Genomic DNA, 18933 nt, shown 5'->3' on the forward strand with positions numbered 1-18933 from the left:
GATCTTACAACAGACCAATAGCAGCTCTAGCATAGGCGCGTCCACTCATTGGAATGCCTCATGTACGTGCCTCCCGCTTTCCGCCAGACCGACCTCCCCGCCTTGCACAGGGAGATCGGCAATTGTCGCGTCGCCACCCTGGTCAGCCACGGCCAGAACGGCTTGCAAGCCAGTCATCTGCCGTTGCTGCTGCGCCCTGACGAAGGCCGCTACGGCACGCTGTACGGCCACCTGGCGCGGGCCAACCCACACTGGCAGGTGCTGGCCGAAGGCACCGAGGCGTTGGTGATGTTCAACGGTCCCGACGCCTATGTCAGCCCGTCGTGGTACCCGGCCAAGGCCGAGCACGGCAAGGTGGTGCCGACTTGGAATTACATCGCGGTGCACGCTTACGGGCGTGCCGAGGTCTTCGACGACGCCGAACGCCTGCGCAGCTTGCTCGCAGGCCTGACCGAGCGCCACGAAGGCCCGCGCCCGCAACCCTGGGCGATGGACGATGCGCCCCAGGATTATATCGCCGGCATGCTGCGTGCCGTGGTCGGCTTCGCCCTGCCCATCGAGCGCCTGGAAGGCAAATGGAAGCTCGGCCAGAACCGCAGCGAGGCCGATCGCCGAGGCGTACACGACGGCCTCGCCAACAGCACCGAGCCGCGCGACCGCGACCTCGCGCAGCGCATGAACGGCTAACCAGCAGGAACCTCTCGACCATGGAAATACGTGCCATCACCGCTGACGACCACGCTGCCTGGGCGCCGCTCTGGCAGGCTTATCTGCGTTTCTACCGACACGCGTTGCCCGAGGCCATCAGTGCCGTGACCTGGCAACGCTTCCTGGCTGCCGACGAGCCGATGCATGCCGCCCTCGCGTGGCACGAAGGGCGCGCCATAGGCCTGGTGCACTGGATCTTCCACCGTTCCTGCTGGACCACCGGCGATTATTGCTACCTGCAGGACCTGTACGTCGACGAACACGTTCGGGGCAGCGGCGCCGGGCGCAAGCTGATCGAACACGTTTACAACCAGGCCAGCCTCGCCGGTGCGTCGCGGGTGCACTGGCTGACCCATGAAAGCAACACCACCGCCATGCAGCTCTACGATCACATCGCCGAGCGCCCTGGCTTCGTGCAATACCGCAAGCTGCTGTAACCAGGAGCCAGACCATGAACCACGACACCTTGCTCGATTGGAAACCCGTTTCGCCGCCGCCTCGCAGCACCCTCGACGGCCGCTATGTGCGCCTGGAGCCCCTGAATAGCGCCACGCATGGCGACGATCTCTGGCTCGCGTTGCAAGGCGCCGACAGCGACCCGGCATTGTGGGATTACCTGCCCTACGGTCCCTTCGCCGAACGTGCCGCTTTCGATGTTTGGCTGCAGGACAAGCAAAGCACCAGCGACCCGCTGTTCTTCAGCGTGGTCGACAAGACCACCGGGCGCGCCGTCGGGCTGCTGTCCTTCCTGCGTATTGCGCCAAACGACGGGTGTATCGAGATCGGCCATATCGCTTTTGGCCGCGCCATGCAGCGCTCCCCTGCCTCCACCGAAGCGATTTGGCTGCTGATGAGCCTGGCCATGGACACCCTCGGTAATCGGCGCCTGGAGTGGAAGTGCAACGGCCGCAATCAACGCTCGCTGCGCGCAGCCGAGCGGCTGGGTTTCGTGCAGGAAGGCCTGTTCCGTCAGCACGCGGTGATCAAGGGGCGCAACCGCGACACGGCCTGGTTCTCGATCATCGACAGCGAGTGGCCGCAGTGCCGGGATGCGCTGCAGCGCTGGCTGTCGCCCGACAATTTCGATGAGCAGGGCAAGCAGCGTCAGCGCCTGGAAGCGCTGCGTGCCCGCTAGGTATTTTTCGCGCGACACGATTGTGGCCATCCTGCAAAACCGCATCGTGGCCGCCATTGGCCGCGGGGCGCGGCTCCTACACGGCGTCGCGAGGTAACAACCAATCGGCTAGGAGTGTCGCCCTCGGCGCGAAAGCGACAGCGGCCCTACCGTGACCAGGCATCACGGCCACGGATCGGCGGCAAGCACGCTGCTACGTGGTTGTGTTAACCGAGGTTTGCAGGCGATGCGATTACCAGGGCGCGCCGAGCCAGGCGGAAACCAGCAGCAACAGCGCCATGGCCTGATTGAACCGGGTCATCGCCCGGGCCGAGGTGAACAGCCTGGCAGCGCCGCGCCCAAGCAATGCCCAACAGCCCAGGCATGGTAGTGAAATCGCCAGGAACACTGCTGCGAGCAAGGTCACCCGCATGGCTTGCCCAGGGCCAGGCGCGGCGAACACGCTGACCACTGCCAGGGCCATCATCCAGGTTTTCGGGTTGATCAGCTGCAAGGCGGCGCCGGCGAACAGCCCGAGTCGTTTCTCGCCAGGCTGCTCAGCCGAATCATCCAGCGCAACGGGCGGGCTGCGCAAAATCCGCCACGCCAGGTAGCTGAGCCACAGCACGCCGAACCCGGCCATCGCCCACTGCACGCGCGGGTGCTGCTGCAACAGTTCGCCCAGGCCAAGCCCCACTGCCACCACGATCCCCGCAGCCCCCAGGCAGGCGCCAAGCACCAGCGGCAACGTGGCCATCACGCCATGGCGCGCGCTGCTGCCCAGCACCAGCACGTTGGTCGGCCCAGGGGTAATGGAGGCGACGAAGGCGAACAACATGAACGGCAACAACTGACTCATCAACGGGCTCCACGGCTAGGCGAGCGTTGATGATCGGCCGGCCCGGCTCAGGCGTCTGGAAGGTTTGAGCAGCGGCGCTGGTAATGGGCCGGTGTCATGCCGTAAGCCCGTCGGAACCAGCGGCCGAGGTGGCTCTGGTCAGCGAAACCAAGCACGGCGGCAACCTGCACGGGCGGCTCGCCACGGGCCAGCAGATGCCTGGCACGGGCCAGACGCAACTGCACCAGATAGGCGTGCGGCGCCAGGCCGAAGGCGGCCTTGAAGGCACGGCTGAGGCGAAAGCGATCCACACCGCAGGCAGCGGCTAGGTCATCGAGGCCGATGTCGCGGGTGTGCTGGTCATGCAGAAAATCCCTCGCCCGCTGCGCCACCAACGGCAGGCGCGGGTCCGGGTCGAGACGTCGACGCCAATGCAGCTGCTCGGTCAGGCGCGTCAACAGGCCATCGAGCGCGCTCTGCCTGAGCATGCGCATCTCATGGCGATGCAGCGCGCTGAAGGCCTGGCCAACTGCCGCCAGCAGGCGCGGCTCGCTGGCCAGCGTTGCGCTGAAACCCGGCAGGCAGTCTGCCGGCGCCTGCTCGAACAGGCTGCGCAGCTCGCGCTCCAGCCAGTGGGCATCGAGGTATAGCATCGAGTAAGTGAAGCCTTCCGGCTCCGGCGCGTGGCCATCGTGCAGCTCACCGGGTTCGAGCAGAAACACCTGCCCTGCCAGGCTGCTGTTCAGCTGCTTGCGGCAATGAAACTGCTGCACGCCCTGCTCGGTGAAGCCGACCAGATAGGCGTCATGCCAGTGGGGATCGTAGGCATGCCCGCGAAAATGCGCGCGGATGGTCTCGATGCCGGTGTCTTCGTCCTGGGCCAGGTCGACCCAACTCTGCGCGCTCATGCCTGCTCCAGCGCCATGCTCTGCCAATCGCTCATGCTAACCGACTCATTCGTAGCATTCTGGAAGTTTTGTGCAGCACAGGGAACACCCTTCCCGTTGGCAAGGCAAGCAGCCCAAGGCAAGCAGCGATGGCAACGCCGGTAGTTTTACCGGGCGCGCGCCATGCAACGCTGGTGGCGAGTGTCGACCCGGTCGGCGAACCAGGCGGTCGTCAGGCGTCGGGTGATCTTCGGGCTTTTCAGCACGATGCCCGGCAGCACCGCCCGCGGCAGCGGTTTGCCTTCGGCCTCGTCAGCAAGAGCGAACACGCGCTCGTACAGGCGACTGGACTCGAAGTCCAGGCTGTCGCCCTCTTCCAGCGCCCGGCGAATCGCCCGGTCGCTCATGTTCAGGCGATCACCCAGGGAGCGCACCGCCAATTCGGTGGAGCCGGCCTTGCTGCTGCCGTGGATGATCAGGTCGCCGTCCAGTGCCAGCGGAATGCCCGACGCGGTGGTGACCGCATGCTGGAAGGCGGCGTTGCGGCTGGCGTACCAGCCGGCATTGAAATCAGCGAAGCGATACAAGGGTTTCGGATAATTGGCCGGGTAGCCGAGCAGATGGGCGATGCCGAAGTACATGCCGCCGCGGCGACTGAACACCTCACGGCGAATCGAGCCGTCGGGCGGATAGGGATAACCGTCGGCATTGGCCTGGGCGAAGGCGATGCTGACCTGCATCGGTCCGCCGGTACGCACCGGATTGAGGGTGCCGAACAGCTGCCGGCCGAGCGGCACCATGCCGGTAAAGTCGTCGAAGATTTCGCTAAGCTGCTTCTCCGTCCGCACACGATCAAGACGCTGCTGATAGGTTTTGCCGGTGGGCGAGTCGATGTTCAGCGCGGCATTCACCACAAAACGCGGCACGTGCAGGCGGGCCGCACGGCGGTCAATTTCCGCCCGAGCGATTTTTGCCAGCCCCGGCACTTGGGGGTCGGCGTTGAAGGTCGATTCCTGCTCGGTCACCGCCAATACGGCGCAGATGTTTTCGGTGGTCGGCGGGATATCCTGGGCGGCGAACGCCGCGTAGATGTCGGTGGCCCAGCCCTGGCGATCCGCCGTCTGCGCCGGTAGCAGGCGGACGATCTGCGCACGCACCTCGGCCGGATTGGGCGCAGGCACCTGCGACCGGCTGGAGCAGCCCGCCAGCAACAGAACCAGCAGTACGCAGGGGATACGCAGCAACGATGGTTTCACCAACAACGTCCTCGGATAAACATGACGCAACTGAGACAACGCCAGCACCAAGCCGCTTCGGGATAATTTCAGCAAGGCCGGCAACAGCCGTTGCAGCCTTGGGCACCCGAGGAGCACAAGCGAACCGGCGCAGCCAACTGCGGTCTACCTTAGGTCGATGGCTTGAATCAACAGGCCGGCAGACACGGAGCACGTTCCGCTTCCGGATCGACACAAGGAGATCCACCCATGGTTACTCATTACAAGAACGATGGCCATCTGGCCTGCGGCACGCACGGCGAAAACCTCGCTTCGAGCGCAGAGCTGAATCGAGTGAAATGCCGTAATTGTCGCAACACCGAGGCATATAAGCAGGCCCGTCGCGACACCCGCAATGCAGCGCGCCGCGCTACGCGCAAAACCCGAACGTCACCGCCACGTACCGATTGGCGTGCTGCCTGGCAGCAACACCTGACTGACCTGCCAGGTACGCATCGCCTACCGCGCGGTTTCGCCGGGCAATCCTACGTTTGAGCAGTTGGGCGATCTGTCAGCCATGACAGATCGCCCTTCAGCTGAGCCGCGCCCGCTTACTGCGGCTTGATTACCAGCGTGCCCAGGGGCGGCAGATCCAGCAGCAGCGATTGCGGCTGACCATGGTTGGCAATTGCCTCGGCCACCACGCCACCCTGGCTACCGGCATTGGAGCCGGCATAACGCTCGGCATCGCTGTTGAGCAGCACGTGCCAGGCGCCCGCTTTCGGCACGCCGACGCGATAACCGTTGCGCGGCTCCGGCGTGAAGTTATGCACCACCAGCAATGGCTCGCCGCTTTCATCCTGACGCAGCCAGGCATACACACTGTTGGTGGCATCGTCGCCGATCAACCAGGCGAAGCCTTCCGGCTTGCCATCGAGTTGGTGCAATGCAGGCTCATGGCGGTACAGCGCATTGAGGTCGCTGACCAGTTGCTGAACGCCCTGGTGCTCGCCGTACCGCAACAGGTACCAGTCCAGCTCGTTGTCGTGGTTCCACTCGCGCCATTGACCAAACTCGCAGCCCATGAACAGCAGCTTCTTACCGGGATGGCTCCACATGAAGCTCAGGTACAGGCGCAGGTTGGCGAACTTCTGCCAGCGATCACCCGGCATTTTGTCCAGCAACGAGCGCTTGCCGTGTACCACTTCATCGTGGGAAATCGGCAGCACGAAATGCTCGGAAAATGCATACAGCAGGCCGAAGGTCATCTGATGGTGATGATGGCGACGGTGCAGCGGGTCTTCCGCGACATACTTGAGGCTGTCGTGCATCCAGCCCATGTTCCACTTGTAGGCGAAGCCCAGGCCACCTTCCTGAGTCGGTCGGCTGACACCTGGCCAGGCTGTCGACTCTTCGGCGATCACCAGCGCGCCAGGCACTTCCTGGGTGACCACGTCGTTGAGGTGACGTAGAAAATCGATGCTTTCCAGGTTTTCGCGGCCGCCATGGCGATTGGGAATCCACTCGCCATCCTTGCGCGAATAGTCGCGGTAGAGCATCGAAGCCACCGCATCTACGCGCAGGCCGTCGATGTGATAGGCACGCAGCCAATGCAGCGCCGACGCCAGCATGAAGCCGTGCACTTCATTGCGACCGAGGTTGTAGATGAACGTGTCCCAGTCCTGGTGGAAGCCCTCGAAGGGGTGCGCGTATTCGTACAGAGCCGTACCGTCGAACTGGCCAAGGCCATGGGCATCGGTAGGGAAATGCGCAGGGACCCAATCGAGAATCACGCCAATGCCGGCCTGGTGACAGGCATCGACGAACGCCGCGAAATCAGCCGGGCTGCCATAGCGCGCGGTAGGCGCGAATTGCGACAGCAGCTGATAGCCCCATGAGCCGCCAAACGGGTGCTCCATGATCGGCATCAGCTCGATATGGGTAAAGCCCAGTTGCTGTACATAGGGAATCAACTGCTCGCCGAGCTCTTTCCAGCTGAGCACGCGGCTTTCTTCACCCGCTTCGTGGCGCCACGACCCGGCGTGTACTTCGTAGATCGACATGGGTGCCTGGTAGCCCTGTTGCGCCTCACGGCGCTGCATCCAGTCGTCATCGCGCCACTCGAATTGCAGCGGCGCCGACACTACCGAACCGGTCGCCGGCGGTAGTTCGGTGGCCAATGCCATCGGGTCAGCCTTGAGCGGCAGGATGCCGTCGCGGCCGAGAATTTCGTACTTGTAGACTTCACCGGCACCGAGGCGCGGGATGAACAATTCCCAGACACCGCTTGGCTGACGCAAGCGCATCGGGTGACGGCGACCGTCCCAGCCGTTGAAGCTCCCGACGACTGACACACGCCGAGCATTCGGCGCCCACACGGAAAAGCGCACACCTTCGACACCTTCATGGCTGGTCAGCTGCGCACCCAGGCTCTTGCCCAATTCGCGGTGATTGCCCTCGGCGAACAGATAGAGATCCATCTCGCCGAGCAGTTGGCCGAAGGCGTACGGGTCTTCGGTTTCCTGAACACCCGAGCTCCAGTGGATACGGTAGTGATAAGGCACGCGCTGCTCGACGCGGATGCTGAACAGCCCCGGCACACTGGATTGCTCCAGGGCGCCGAGCACCTCGCCGCTTACCGAGTGGATAAGCTCGACACCCAGCGCCCCAGGCAGGTAGGCGCGAATGATTATGCCGTGGGCCAGCGCGTGCGGGCCCAGGACCGAAAACGGGTCGCCATGCTCAGCCCTTACCAGAGCCTCGATTGCGGCGCGCTCGATACCCGCCACTTGGCGATCGGTTTCTCCATTGCTCATCGTTTACCGCTCCCCAACAGATATTTGGTCAGCTCTATCAGCCCTTGCACTGGAACCTCCAGCCAATCGGGTCGATAGCGCGCTTCATACAGAATTTCGTAAGCCGCCTTCTCGATGCAGAACAGCGCCAGAGCGGCCACTTCACCTTCACGGTCATGCCAGGCATGAGGCAGGTTCGCGGCAGCCAGGCGATAGGCTTCGTTGAAGGCAGTTCGCGCCTGGCTGCGGTACAGCCCGGCAATGTCATGGCGAGCCTGCTCGGCCTCGCTGGATACGTCGGCGCTCTGCGCATTGCGCATGGCCATGGCCGCGGCATAATCGAAGGAACGCAACATGCCGGCGACATCCTTGAGCGGACTGTAGAACGCCCGACGCTCGTCCAGCGTGCGGGTCGGCTCGCCCTCGAAGTCGATCAGGTACGCGTCGCCCTGCACGACCAATACCTGGCCGAGGTGCAAGTCGCCGTGTACGCGCATACGGATGCCACCCGCCGAGCGGCGCGCCAGGTCGTCGACAAGAGCGATGATCTGCTCGTGGCGGGCGGCGAGCCAGTCAGCCTGATTGGCAGCCTCGCTCGGCAAATGCCCGCGGCCCTCGGCGATCACATTCAGCGCTTCGTTGACCTGCGCGGCGATGCTTTTCGACCATTCAGCCACGTCGGCTTCGGTGGTTTCGTGGTAGCCGAAGTCGGGGTTGTCACTGGCCTGCCCAAGGGCCACATGCATTTCACCCAGGCGGCGGCCCAGCAAACCGGCGAAGGTTTCCAGCTCAGCCAAGGCGGTGTATTGGTTTTCCTGCTGCGACAGGCCACCGGCCAGTTCGTCGCGGATCGCGCGTTCCAGGTTGTTCTGGGTCCACTGCCAGGCATCACCCTGGTTGTTCAGAAAGCCCTGCAGGATCATCAGCGTGTGCGGCACGCCCTGCTCGTCGACCCGGCGCACTTCGCCCAGCAACGGTGCGATGTGTTCGAAGCCGGCCGCCGTCAGATAACCACCCACCTCGGCTTCAGGATGAATGCCGGGCAGTACGCGGCGCACCAGCTTGAGCACCGCCTGGTCGCCGATGATCGCCGAGCTGTTGGATTGCTCGGCAGAAATCAAGCGGATATCAGCCTCTCCGAGGTCGCCCAGTGCCTCGAGGCGCGGCGTCGGCACGAACTGAATTTCACTGCCCTGCCAATCGAGCACGCTGCGTGTGTCGAGATGGCGCATCACGTGACGCACGAAGCCGTTGAGCGTGAAGCCGTCGGTCAGCAGGCCAACCTGGCGACCGCGACGCAAGCGCGCCAGGGCCAACTGCTGGGGCACGCTGCTACCAGCCTCATGCTCGCCGACGAAGCCTAGCGGCACCTGATAGTGCTCGCTGGCGCCGCTGGCGCGACTGACTTCCACCTCGCTGAGCACGAACAGTTCGTCCGCCTCGCCAAAGGGAATCGCGTAGAGCATCTTCACCTCGCGCAGGTCTTCGGCCTGCCCGGAGAACCAGCGCCGTTTGGGCAGATACGCGGGTAACGACTCCTGCTCAAGCATGCCGCGTGCAGGGGGCTGCAGCAGCTCACTCAGTTCATTCTTGATCACCAGAGTGGTCAGCTCCGGCATGCGTTCGACCGGTGGTACGTGCCAGCTGGGCATTTGCGCCTCCTCGGCGAGCAGAAACCAGTAAAAGCCATAGGGCGGCAAGGTCAGCAGGTAATTCAGTTGGCCAATCGGCGGGAAGGACGAGCCACCGACCATCTCCACCGGCACCTTGCCCTCATGCGCGGACAACTCCAGCTCGACCGCCTGAGCAGAACGCGACAGGTTGGCCACGCAGAGAATCAGTTCAGGATTGCCGTCGGCATCAGTGGCCTCGCGCACATAGGCCAACACCCGGCGGTTGCTCGGTCTGAGCATCTTCAAGGTGCCGCGGCCGAAAGCGCGGTGCTGCTTGCGAATGGTGAGCATGCGCCGGGTCCAATTGAGCAGCGAATGCGGGTCGCGCGACTGGGTTTCCACGTTGATGCTCTGGAAGCCATACAGCGGGTCCATCACTGGCGGCAGCACCAGGCTGGCCGGATCGGCGCGGGAGAAGCCACCGTTGCGGTCGGGCGACCACTGCATCGGCGTGCGTACACCGTCGCGGTCACCGAGAAAGATGTTGTCGCCCATACCGATCTCGTCGCCGTAGTACAGCGTCGGTGTGCCCGGCATGGACAGCAGCAGGCTGTTAAGCAACTCGATACGCCGCCGGTCACGCTCGACCAGTGGCGCCAGGCGACGGCGAATACCCAGGTTGATGCGCGCGCGACGATCCGCGGCGTAGTAATTCCACAGGTAGTCGCGCTCCTGATCGGTGACCATTTCCAGGGTCAGTTCATCATGGTTGCGCAGGAAGATCGCCCACTGGCAGTTATCCGGAATTTCCGGGGTCTGGCGCAGGATGTCGGTGATCGGAAAGCGGTCTTCCTGAGCGATAGCCATGTACATGCGCGGCATCAGCGGAAAGTGAAACGCCATGTGGCATTCATCGCCGGGGCCGCCGTCTTGGCCACCAAAATACAGCTGGGTGTCTTCGGGCCACTGATTGGCCTCGGCAAGCAACATGCGATCCGGGTACTTGGCGTCCAGCTCGGCGCGAATCTTCTTCAGCACCTCGTGGGTTTCCGGCAGGTTTTCGTTGTTGGTGCCGTCGCGCTCGATCAGGTACGGAATGGCGTCCAGGCGCAAACCGTCGACGCCCATGTCGAGCCAGAAACGCATCACCCCGAGCACTTCCTTGAGCACCTGCGGGTTATCGAAATTCAGGTCAGGCTGGTGTGAATAGAAGCGGTGCCAGTAGTACTGCCCCGCTTCTGCATCCCAGGTCCAATTGGATTTCTCGGTGTCGAGAAAAATGATCCGTGTGCCGTCGTACTTGCCATCATCATCGGACCACACGTAATAGTCGCGCGCCTTGCTGCCGGGCTTCGCTGCACGCGCACGCTTGAACCAGGGATGCTGATCCGAGGTGTGATTGATCACCAGCTCGGTGATCACTCGCAGGCCGCGCTTGTGCGCTTCAGCAATAAACCGGCGAGCGTCACCCATCGTGCCGTAGTCGGGGTGCACGCCGCGGTACTCGGAGATGTCGTAGCCATCATCGCGGCGCGGCGACGGATAGAACGGCAGCAGCCACAAGGTGTTGACGCCCAGATCAGCAATGTAATCGAGCTTGGCGATCAGTCCGGCAAAGTCGCCGATGCCATCGTTGTTGGCGTCGAAGAAAGACTTCACGTGCACCTGATAGATGATCGCGTCCTTGTACCACTGGGGGTCGTCGAGAAACGCTCCGCGGCGGGCGTCGGCTTTGCGTGACATTGAATGACTCCCTCAGCTCGCCACGCGAATACGCCAGATACCGAACGGCTGATGCCACGGCTCGATACGCATCCATTGCACCTTGCCGTGCCACTGCCAGGTGTGGCCGGTCATCAGGTCTTCGCCCTCGGTGGTGGCGTTGTCATCCAGGCCCAGCTCCCACAGCGGCAATTCGAAGTTGGCCTCCTGGGCGTTGTGCGGATCGAGGCTGATGGCAACCAGGATGAAGTTCTTGCGGTCAGCAGTGCGCTTGCCGAAATACAGGATGTTGTCGTTCCAGCAGGTGTACGCCTTGAAGCCCAGATGCGTCTGCAAGGCCGGGTTGAGACGGCGGATACGGTTGAGTTGGGCGATCTCGGCGACAATGTTGCCTGGCGCCTGATAGTCGCGAACGCGGATCTCGTACTTCTCCGAATCCAGGTACTCCTCCTTGCCCGGTACCGGCAGCGACTCGCAGATCTCGAAGCCCGAGTACATGCCCCACAGGCCCGAGCCCATGGTCGCCAGCGCCGCGCGAATGAGGAACCCGGCACGGCCGTTGTGGTGCAGGAAGTACGGGTTGATGTCCGGCGTGTTGACGAAGAAGTTCGGCCGGTAGCAATCGCGCCACGGCGCTTCGTTCAGCTCGGTTAGGTATGCCTCCAGCTCGGCCTTGGTGTTGCGCCAGGTGAAGTAGGTGTAGCTCTGGGTAAAGCCGAGCTTGCCGAGGCGCGCCATCATCGCCGGACGGGTGAAAGCCTCGGCGAGAAACATCACCTGCGGGTGCGTCTTGCGGATATCGGCGATCAACCATTCCCAGAACGGCAGCGGCTTGGTGTGCGGGTTGTCGACGCGGAACTGGTACACGCCCAGTTCGACCCAGCCGCGTACCACGTCACGCAGCGCCAGCCACAGTTCGGGGATCGCGTCCTGGGCGTAAAAGTCGACGTTGACGATATCTTCATACTTCTTCGGCGGGTTTTCCGCATGGCGGATGCTGCCGTCCGGGCGCCAGCTGAACCAGCCGGGATGCTGTTGCAGCCACGGGTGATCAGGCGAGCACTGAATAGCGAAATCCAGGGCGATTTCCAGGTCATGTTCGCGCGCCGCCTCGACCAGGGCGATAAAGTCCTCGCGGGTCCCGAGTTGCGGGTGAATCGCGTCATGGCCGCCCTCGTGGCTGCCGATCGCGTAAGGGCTGCCGGGATCTTCCGGGCCGGCGGTCAGCGAATTGTTGCGGCCCTTGCGGTGGGTGGTGCCGATGGGATGGATGGGCGGAAAATAGAGGACGTCGAAGCCCATCGTCTGAATGGCCGGCAAGCGCTTGATCACGTCCCTCAGCGAACCGTGGCGAGTGGGATCATCGGTTTCGGAACGGGGAAAGAGTTCGTACCAACTGGCGAAACGCGCCAGCGGACGCTCGACATCGAGCAGGTAGACAGCGCTGCGAGTGCGATGCGGGTGCCCTTCAGCGCGACGTACCGCAGCTTGAGTATCGGGCGCCAGCAGCAATGCCACGCGCTCGTCGAGGCTCTGCAATTCGCCCAGCTCATCGACCACAGCCTGCAGCGTCATGGCCAGATCGCCTTCGGCGCGCCCGGCAGCCTCGCGCAACAGCGCTTCGCCCTCCTGCAGCTCCAGGTTGATGGTCACCCCGGCGCCGAATTTTTTCGACAGCTCATAGCAATAACTGGCGTAGATGTCCCACCAGGCCTCGATGAGAAACTCGACTTCACCGACTTTCTGCGGCGTGATCACTGCCTGCCAGCGATCGTGGCCGATGTCTTCCAATGGCTCACGATGCCAGTGCTCGGCGCCCTGATCTCGCCACAGCACTTCACCCGCGAGTTTGTCGTGACCATCGGCAAAAATCAGCGCGCTGACCGTTACCTCATCGCCGGCTATCGCCTTGACTGCGAAACGGCCCTGCTCGACCTGCGGCTCCACTTCTTCGATGGCCAGGCGTGGTAACTCCAGCGCCTGTTCAAGTGACAACTGACCATGACTCAGACGGACAGGCTCTTGCAGATAAGGGGTTTGCAGTTGAGCAGACGGCATCGAAACGGGCTCCTCACGCCTTGCAGGCGTATAAGCTGTTGCCCCATGGCATGCGCCATGGGCCGTACGCGAAAGTGCGTACCTGAATGCGGATTGGTCACGGTGTACTGCAGCCGGTAACGCTGTTGCGTCATAACGCCTTTGGAGTTCAAAAGGCCTCGACGATCAGGGTCATTCTCCGTTGCGAGGTAGCGCGACCTGTCTATCTCCGAACCTGCCGGATTGAGCTAAGTTCAGAGTTTCCAAAGTGCCGCTGACGCGCTGCAACGCAGCTGGCATCGAGCTATCACGGCGCGTCGACCCCCAGTTTTTTCCACATGCCGCGAGTGATTCGCTGCCGGTTGGCATAGCCCTCCCAGGGGTCGCCCTGCAACTGCGCCAGTCGCTGTTGCAGGTTGCCGATGTGCCACTGCGCTGAATGTTGCAGCTGGGCCAGCTCCTCGCGGCGGATCGGCACGGAAACCGGCAGCCCGGGCCGTGCCCGCACCGAATAGGCGGCCACCGTGCTGGCGCCACGCCCATTGCGCAGATAGTCCAGATAGACCTTGCCGATGCGGTTCTTCGGCCCCATGCGGGCGCTGAAACGGTCCGGCAGTTCACTGGCCATGAATTGCGAAACTGCTTTCCCAAATGCCTTCAAGGTGTCCCAGTCAACATGTCGTGCGAGCGGCACCACCAGGTGCATGCCGCTACCGCCACTGGTCTTGAGAAAGACCTCAAGGCCCAACTCGTCGAGCACTGACAAACTGAGCCGCGTCGCTTCGGCGATAGCGCGCCAAGGCAAGGCTGGATCGGGATCAAGGTCGAGGATCAGCCGATCCGGTCGCTCGAGGCTGGCGTATTCGGCGTTCCAAGTGTGCAGCTCGACGGTGCCCATCTGCACGGCGCCGACCAGTGCCGGCACGCTATCGATCGCCATCAGCCGGTCGTGCCCAGGATCGAGCGCCGGGTCGAGGTGGCGGATATTGGGAATCGACAGGCGCTCGGCATGTTTCTGGAAGAACTGCTCATCGCCCACACCGCTTGGCGCGCGTAGCAACGACACCGGGCGCTTACGTATTTCCGGTAGCAGCCACTCGGCGATCTCTGCGTAAAACCTGGCGAGGTCGGCCTTGGTGGTGCCGCTCTGTGAATCGATGACCCGCTCCGGGTGGCTGACGGACACCTCGGCGATGGTCTCTCTGCCCTGGCGACGCGGCTTGGCAACCGCAGGCTTTGGCGGCGCCTTGAGATCCTTTGCCGAGGCAGCGTGTTCGCGAACGATCTGTTCGACCGGCTTGTCGCTGCGCTCGCCAACGAATGCACCCTGGCGAACCAGCCCATCGTTGGTCCACCCGGCGAAGGCCACCTCCACCACCATTTGCGGCTCGATCCACTGCACTCCCCGCCGCTGCGCCGCGCTCGGTTGCTTATGCAGCGGTGAATCCTTGCGGGCCAGCGCCTGCATACGTTCGTGCAGGCTGCTCAACAACGTTTGGTTGAAGCCGGTACCCACACGCCCGGCATAGCGCAGGCCGTCGGCATCATTGACTGCCAGCAGCAACGCGCCAAATCCTGAGCGGCTACCCTGGGGCTTGGTAAAGCCCACCACCACGAACTCCTGACGTTGGCGGCATTTGAGCTTGATCCAGTCAGGGCTGCGCGCAGAGCGATAAGGGCTACCCGCACGCTTGCCGATCACCCCCTCCAGGCCGAGCGCACAGGCGCTGTCGAGTACGCTTTGGTGGTCGACGCTGAACGCTTCTGAGAAGCGCAGCAGGCTGCGCCGTTTCGGCAGTTTCTTCTGCAACAAGGCACGCCGTTCCTGTACCGGCAGGCTGCGTTGGTCCTGGCCGTCGAGCCAGGGCGCATCGAAAAGGAAATACACCACATCGGCACTGCGCTGCTCGTCGAAGGCATTCTGCAGAGCCTGAAAATCCGGCATGCCGTGCTCGTCGAGCACCACTGCTTCGCCATCCAGCCAGCTGTCGCCAAGCTTGAGCTTGGCCAGCGCCGCGGCTTGGGGCGCCAGACGCTGCGTCCAGTCATGGCCATTGCGGCTGAACAGCTTCACCTCACCATCGGTGACGCGCGTCAGAATGCGATAACCATCGTATTTGACTTCATACGTCCAATCGCCGGTCGGCGGCTCACTGACCAGGGTTGCCAATTGCGGCGAGAGAAAATCCGGCATCGGCTCGTCCTGGTGCTTGCCGCCTGCCTTCGCCCGGGTCGCCGGCTTCGAAGCAGCCTTGCGCTTGCTCTTGGTGGCCGAGGGTTGCGACTGGTTGGCGGCCGGCTTCTGCATACCACCAACCAGGGTGCCGCTGATCACGCTGGCTGGCAACTCGCTGACGATGTCGTATTCGGCCGCCGGACGCGCCACGTCGTCCTGCTCCTTGATCAGCAACCACTGCTGTTTATCGCCGCTGCCCTTCAAGCGCGTGCGCACCAGCGTCCAGGCGCCGCTGAGCTTCTCGCCGATCAACACGAATTTGAGCTTGCCAGCCTGATACCCCGCAACGGGGTCGCCGTCCGGTTGCCAAATGCCCTGATCCCAGACGATTACATCGCCCGCGCCATAATTGCCTTCGGCGATGCTGCCCTCGAAGGTCGCATAGTCCAGCGGATGGTCTTCAACATGCACCGCAAGGCGCTTCTGCGACGGGTCGAGGCTCGGCCCTTTGGGCACGGCCCAGCTTTTCAGCGTGCCCTCCAGCTCCAGGCGGAAGTCGTAGTGCAGATTACGCGCGTCATGCTTTTGCACCACGAAACGCAACGAACCTGCCTTGGAGCGAGGTCGTCGCGCCGGCTCACGCGGCTCGCTGGTGGACTCGAAATTGCGCTTGCGGTTGTATGCGCTGGGGGCCTTGGCCATGACCACTCACCTCACTTCGACGAACGCTTGCGCGCCGGCTTTGAAGAGTTGCCCTCCAGGCTGCGCTTGAGCAGATCGGTAAGGTCGATGACATCGGCGCTCTTGCTTGCCGGTTTGCTCTCGCCGCCCTCCACGTCTTCGATTTTTCCGGCCTTGGCCTTCTTCTCGACCAGCGCCATGATCTTTTCGCGAAAGGTATCCTGGTACTCGTCCGGCTCCCAGTCGACCGCCATGTCGCGCACCAGCCGCTTGGCCATGTCGCGCTCGCCCTTGCTCAACTTGGCACCGGTCACCGCCTCGCTCAACTCCAGTGCCTCGATATCCCGCACCTCGTCGGGCCAGCGCAGCATCACCAGCAGCAACGCCGAGTCAACGACCATCAGCGCCGCGAGGTGCTGTTTGACGTGCAGCACGACGTGCGCCAACGCCACCTTGCCGGTGTCCTTGAGGGTCTGCTGCAACAGCGCATAAACCTTCTCGCCGCGCTTGTCCGGCGCCAGGTAATAGGGGCGCTCGATGTGTTGCAGGGGAATCGCCTCGGCATCGATGAAGCCGAAGATATCGATGGTCTGGGTGGATTCGGGGTGAGCAGCGCGAATCTCGTCCTCGCTGATGATCACGTAGCGGCCCTTCTCGACCTGCACGCCCTTGGCGATGTGCTCCTTGTCGACTTCCTTGCCGGTGGCCTTGTTGACACGCTTGTAGCCGACCGGCTCCATGCTGCGTGAGTCGAGCCAGTCGAAGTCGATGCCCTGCGATGAAGTGGCCGATACCAGCGAAACAGGAATATGGACCAGCCCGAAGCTGATCGCCCCTTTCCAGATTGCACGCGCCATGTGTGAAACCCCGCGAGATGAACGTCTACGGGTGACCGGGCGGTGAAAATAAAAGTTTCAGTGATCCGCCGGAGGGCAGCGGGCGGTGAACAAGCAGATAAGGCCGCACTGCAGCAGCGCAGTACAGATCAACAAGCGGCAGAACCGCTAAAGGGCTACGCCGTCGCGATAGATCACGCTGCCGTCGATGGTGATGTCACGGATCTGCCGCAGCATATTGTCAGCAGCTGTCTCCGCCTCGCTTTCGCAGATCGAGCCGGGGGCAGCCACCCAAAGCATCTGCACCGCAGCGCCGGCGCATTTTGGCTGGTATTCGATCAGGCCAACATAGTGCTGGCCGTCCTTCATGGCGTCCGTCCAGGCAATGCATCCCTTGAAGTTTCTGAACATGGCGAACTTCCTACCGCTTCAGGTCTACCTGATAGGAGCACGGCTTGGCCCAGGTGTTCCAGGGTTTTCAGCGCGCACGCTTCTCGATCCACCGATTGAAGTGCGGAACGATGTTGAAGATGAAGAATGCCAGCAGCGTGCTCAGCACCGCAGTGGCCTCGCGCCCCAGGCCTACGGTGATGCCGATGGCTGCAGTCAGCCAGATGCCGGCAGCCGTGGTAAGGCCCTTCACCTCGGACATCGATTCGCCCTTGAGGATGGTCCCCGCGCAGAGAAAACCGATACCCGCCACGAGCCCTTGAATGACCCGGCTCATGGCGTCGCTCTCAGCGCCCATCTGAGCAGGCACCAGCACAAATAGCGCAGAACCCATCGCAACCAGCATATGCGTGCGGATACCAGCGGCTTTGCCATGCGCCTCGCGCTCCAGCCCAAGCAAACCTCCCAGCAACGCAGCCAACAGCAGACGCAGCGTGACCTGAGTGAATTGCTCGGGGCTACTCAGATCGGAAAATTCGTTGGCCAGCGTGGCCAGTACCTCTTCCCAAAAACTCACGATGTTCGCTCCCAGCCTACGGTGATGACCCGGATGCGCATCGCACGACAAACAGCTGCTAGCGCTCCGCTATTGACCGTCCATCGGCACATAGGTTTGGGCTTTTTAAGCGCTGACCGTTGGGCAAAAAACCTGAACGTGCTGCCTGGTCGCCCAGTCTTGATAGATACCGGCGACGTGACTTCATCGCACGCCACAGGCCCGACGAATAGAGGTTCGGATGTCGAAAAATCATTACTTCCTCGTCAGCTACCGGCTCGGCAAGCAGAAGAAATCAACCGAGGTGCAGACCGGCGCGCCGGTGCTGACGCCCGAGCAGGCTCGCTACCACATCGAGTCTTTGCACAGCAGCGATCTGCCTAATGAAATTACCGACATTGAGGTAAAGCCACTGGGCGACGCAGCCGACCAGGAACCTGGGCAAGTCCGGCAAACCTGAGCGAACACCATGAACGAGCCACTAATGATCGAGAAAATCGCCCTGTACGGTGCACCGGATCGCATGACCGATGCTCTGCTGGAGGCGTTGCTGGATAAAGGCTTGCGGGTGGTCGTTATTGTCGACGACCCAACCGATATCGCAGCTCGTGCAAACCTGAGCGCCAAGAGTGGCAATCCATTCGACGCTGCCAGCGTCGCACGCAGCGTGGCTGGCGTGGACTCGGTAATAGCCGTGCTGAGCAGCCGTCAGCTGCGCGCGGGGTGTGATGCCGACGGTTTCGAGCGCACCTATGACGCGATCATCGCATTACTCGAAGGGCTGCCCACCGCGCGCGTGGAGCGCCTGATCCTGATCGGCGACCACGCCTGGCTGGACGATGCCGCACAGCTGCCAGCCGAGAAAATCGAGCACCTGCAACACAGCCTGCACAAATCCCCGTTGGCCTGGACGCTAGTGGATGCGCCGGGCAACCGGGCGAGCGACAGCCAGACCAATGACCCTACTGCAATCATCACCCTGCAACATTACGCCTGCAGCGTGATAGACCAATGCCTGCCGGGAACGAGCGCCAAACAACGCATACGCGTCGACGCTCGCCCGCAGGCCGAGGAGGCCCCATGAGTCCTGAAAGCTATATCCTGTTGATGATTTCCGGTTGGCTGATGCTGTCTGCCGCCATGCTCTGGGGCATGCTGCGTCTGGTCAACCGCTATCAGCTCGAAGCCCAGCTGGCCGAGGAGTTTCCACCGTTGCCGACCTCCCCCAGCACGCCCGCCTGGCGCCGTCAGCATGCGCCACGCCGTGCGCGCCTGCGTGAACGTGCCTACCGCACTTATCAGCAGCACCAGCACGCGTTGAACGCCTGAGACCGGGCGCGGACCTGAACTGCTGCATCAGCGTCTG

17 protein-coding genes are annotated in these 18933 nt (G+C 62.8%); 7 read left to right on the top strand and 10 right to left on the bottom strand.

Annotated elements, in window-relative coordinates:
* The first annotated feature begins 60 nt into the window (after positions 1-60).
* Genes BLS60_RS18035 through BLS60_RS18045 form a run of 3 tightly spaced genes read left to right on the top strand, consistent with a single transcriptional unit; the run spans position 61 to position 1843 of the window.
* Positions 61-687 carry an FMN-binding negative transcriptional regulator gene (locus tag BLS60_RS18035; protein ID WP_092370818.1) on the top strand — a complete coding sequence of 209 codons (627 nt, stop codon included), beginning with the start codon at positions 61-63 and terminating at the stop codon, positions 685-687.
* Positions 688-707: 20 nt separating this feature from the next.
* Positions 708-1145 (top strand): GNAT family N-acetyltransferase, encoded by a 438-nt coding sequence (locus tag BLS60_RS18040; RefSeq protein ID WP_092370821.1) that lies wholly within the window; start codon positions 708-710, stop codon positions 1143-1145.
* Positions 1146-1159: 14 nt separating this feature from the next.
* Positions 1160-1843, top strand: coding sequence for a GNAT family N-acetyltransferase (locus BLS60_RS18045; protein ID WP_092370824.1), 684 nt, complete (start codon positions 1160-1162; stop codon positions 1841-1843).
* Between the two features lie 232 nt (positions 1844-2075).
* On the opposite strand, the gene BLS60_RS18050 is transcribed toward BLS60_RS18045, so the two are convergent.
* The 3 genes from BLS60_RS18050 to BLS60_RS18060 all read right to left on the bottom strand — a co-directional run bounded on the left by BLS60_RS18050 (position 2076) and on the right by BLS60_RS18060 (position 4803).
* Complete coding sequence (locus BLS60_RS18050) at positions 2076-2681, bottom strand: LysE family translocator (protein WP_092370827.1); 606 nt, start codon at positions 2679-2681, stop codon at positions 2076-2078.
* Between the two features lie 47 nt (positions 2682-2728).
* The gene (locus tag BLS60_RS18055; RefSeq protein WP_070883549.1) at positions 2729-3568 is read right to left on the bottom strand and encodes an AraC family transcriptional regulator; all 840 of its coding nucleotides are present in this window, start codon (positions 3566-3568) and stop codon (positions 2729-2731) included.
* Between the two features lie 146 nt (positions 3569-3714).
* Complete coding sequence (locus tag BLS60_RS18060; RefSeq protein ID WP_420848486.1) at positions 3715-4803, bottom strand: DUF1615 domain-containing protein; 1089 nt, start codon at positions 4801-4803, stop codon at positions 3715-3717.
* A 228-nt stretch (positions 4804-5031) separates the two neighbouring features.
* Here BLS60_RS18060 and BLS60_RS21680 point away from each other — a divergent pair, with 228 nt between their 5' ends.
* Complete coding sequence (locus tag BLS60_RS21680; RefSeq protein WP_070883550.1) at positions 5032-5316, top strand: hypothetical protein; 285 nt, start codon at positions 5032-5034, stop codon at positions 5314-5316.
* 56 nt (positions 5317-5372) lie between these two features.
* Here the strand turns inward: BLS60_RS21680 and glgB are convergent, their stop codons facing one another.
* The 7 genes from glgB to BLS60_RS18100 form a co-directional block, all read right to left on the bottom strand.
* Positions 5373-7577: a 1,4-alpha-glucan branching protein GlgB gene (gene glgB, locus BLS60_RS18070; RefSeq protein ID WP_070883551.1), complete on the bottom strand. Its 2205-nt coding sequence runs from the start codon at positions 7575-7577 to the stop codon at positions 5373-5375.
* On the bottom strand, positions 7574-10912 hold the full coding sequence (treS, locus tag BLS60_RS18075; protein WP_092370830.1) for a maltose alpha-D-glucosyltransferase: 3339 nt from the start codon (positions 10910-10912) through the stop codon (positions 7574-7576). Before treS ends, glgB begins: the two co-directional genes overlap by 4 nt.
* Before the next feature lie 12 nt (positions 10913-10924).
* On the bottom strand, positions 10925-12949 hold the full coding sequence (locus BLS60_RS18080) for an alpha-1,4-glucan--maltose-1-phosphate maltosyltransferase (RefSeq protein WP_092370833.1): 2025 nt from the start codon (positions 12947-12949) through the stop codon (positions 10925-10927).
* A 286-nt stretch (positions 12950-13235) separates the two neighbouring features.
* Positions 13236-15806: a DNA ligase D gene (gene ligD / locus BLS60_RS18085; protein ID WP_092370836.1), complete on the bottom strand. Its 2571-nt coding sequence runs from the start codon at positions 15804-15806 to the stop codon at positions 13236-13238.
* Between the two features lie 11 nt (positions 15807-15817).
* Positions 15818-16642 (bottom strand): non-homologous end joining protein Ku, encoded by an 825-nt coding sequence (gene ku / locus BLS60_RS18090; RefSeq protein WP_070883554.1) that lies wholly within the window; start codon positions 16640-16642, stop codon positions 15818-15820.
* A gap of 147 nt (positions 16643-16789) precedes the next feature.
* Positions 16790-16990 carry a hypothetical protein gene (locus BLS60_RS18095; protein WP_241077694.1) on the bottom strand — a complete coding sequence of 67 codons (201 nt, stop codon included), beginning with the start codon at positions 16988-16990 and terminating at the stop codon, positions 16790-16792.
* A gap of 109 nt (positions 16991-17099) precedes the next feature.
* Positions 17100-17591, bottom strand: coding sequence for an MgtC/SapB family protein (locus BLS60_RS18100; RefSeq protein ID WP_070883556.1), 492 nt, complete (start codon positions 17589-17591; stop codon positions 17100-17102).
* Positions 17592-17808: 217 nt separating this feature from the next.
* Between BLS60_RS18100 and BLS60_RS18105 the strand changes: the two genes are divergently transcribed.
* From BLS60_RS18105 to BLS60_RS18115, 3 genes are read left to right on the top strand one after another with little or no spacing between them, the layout of a single operon-like run.
* Entirely contained in the window at positions 17809-18027 is a 219-nt protein-coding gene (locus tag BLS60_RS18105) for a hypothetical protein (RefSeq protein ID WP_092370839.1), read from the top strand.
* A gap of 9 nt (positions 18028-18036) precedes the next feature.
* Entirely contained in the window at positions 18037-18651 is a 615-nt protein-coding gene (locus tag BLS60_RS18110) for an NAD(P)H-binding protein (RefSeq protein ID WP_092370842.1), read from the top strand.
* The gene (locus BLS60_RS18115) at positions 18648-18896 is read left to right on the top strand and encodes a hypothetical protein (RefSeq protein WP_070883559.1); all 249 of its coding nucleotides are present in this window, start codon (positions 18648-18650) and stop codon (positions 18894-18896) included. Before BLS60_RS18110 ends, BLS60_RS18115 begins: the two co-directional genes overlap by 4 nt.
* Positions 18897-18933 lie beyond the last annotated feature (37 nt).

Origin of the sequence: Phytopseudomonas seleniipraecipitans (assembly GCF_900102335.1) — a bacterium.
GTDB classification, from domain to species: domain Bacteria; phylum Pseudomonadota; class Gammaproteobacteria; order Pseudomonadales; family Pseudomonadaceae; genus Aquipseudomonas; species Aquipseudomonas seleniipraecipitans.

What these genes read in the sequence shown, in the direction of transcription:
- BLS60_RS18035 (WP_092370818.1), top strand. Translation starts at nt 61, where the DNA reads ATGTACGTGCCTCCCGCTTTCCGCCAGACCGACCTCCCCGCCTTGCAC.
- BLS60_RS18040 (WP_092370821.1), top strand. Translation starts at nt 708, where the DNA reads ATGGAAATACGTGCCATCACCGCTGACGACCACGCTGCCTGGGCGCCG.
- BLS60_RS18045 (WP_092370824.1), top strand. Translation starts at nt 1,160, where the DNA reads ATGAACCACGACACCTTGCTCGATTGGAAACCCGTTTCGCCGCCGCCT.
- BLS60_RS18050 (WP_092370827.1), bottom strand. Translation starts at nt 2,681, where the DNA reads ATGAGTCAGTTGTTGCCGTTCATGTTGTTCGCCTTCGTCGCCTCCATT.
- BLS60_RS18055 (WP_070883549.1), bottom strand. Translation starts at nt 3,568, where the DNA reads ATGAGCGCGCAGAGTTGGGTCGACCTGGCCCAGGACGAAGACACCGGC.
- BLS60_RS21680 (WP_070883550.1), top strand. Translation starts at nt 5,032, where the DNA reads ATGGTTACTCATTACAAGAACGATGGCCATCTGGCCTGCGGCACGCAC.
- glgB (WP_070883551.1), bottom strand. Translation starts at nt 7,577, where the DNA reads ATGAGCAATGGAGAAACCGATCGCCAAGTGGCGGGTATCGAGCGCGCC.
- treS (WP_092370830.1), bottom strand. Translation starts at nt 10,912, where the DNA reads ATGTCACGCAAAGCCGACGCCCGCCGCGGAGCGTTTCTCGACGACCCC.
- BLS60_RS18080 (WP_092370833.1), bottom strand. Translation starts at nt 12,949, where the DNA reads ATGCCGTCTGCTCAACTGCAAACCCCTTATCTGCAAGAGCCTGTCCGT.
- ligD (WP_092370836.1), bottom strand. Translation starts at nt 15,806, where the DNA reads ATGGCCAAGGCCCCCAGCGCATACAACCGCAAGCGCAATTTCGAGTCC.
- ku (WP_070883554.1), bottom strand. Translation starts at nt 16,642, where the DNA reads ATGGCGCGTGCAATCTGGAAAGGGGCGATCAGCTTCGGGCTGGTCCAT.
- BLS60_RS18095 (WP_241077694.1), bottom strand. Translation starts at nt 16,990, where the DNA reads ATGAAGGACGGCCAGCACTATGTTGGCCTGATCGAATACCAGCCAAAA.
- BLS60_RS18105 (WP_092370839.1), top strand. Translation starts at nt 17,809, where the DNA reads ATGTCGAAAAATCATTACTTCCTCGTCAGCTACCGGCTCGGCAAGCAG.
- BLS60_RS18110 (WP_092370842.1), top strand. Translation starts at nt 18,037, where the DNA reads ATGAACGAGCCACTAATGATCGAGAAAATCGCCCTGTACGGTGCACCG.
- BLS60_RS18115 (WP_070883559.1), top strand. Translation starts at nt 18,648, where the DNA reads ATGAGTCCTGAAAGCTATATCCTGTTGATGATTTCCGGTTGGCTGATG.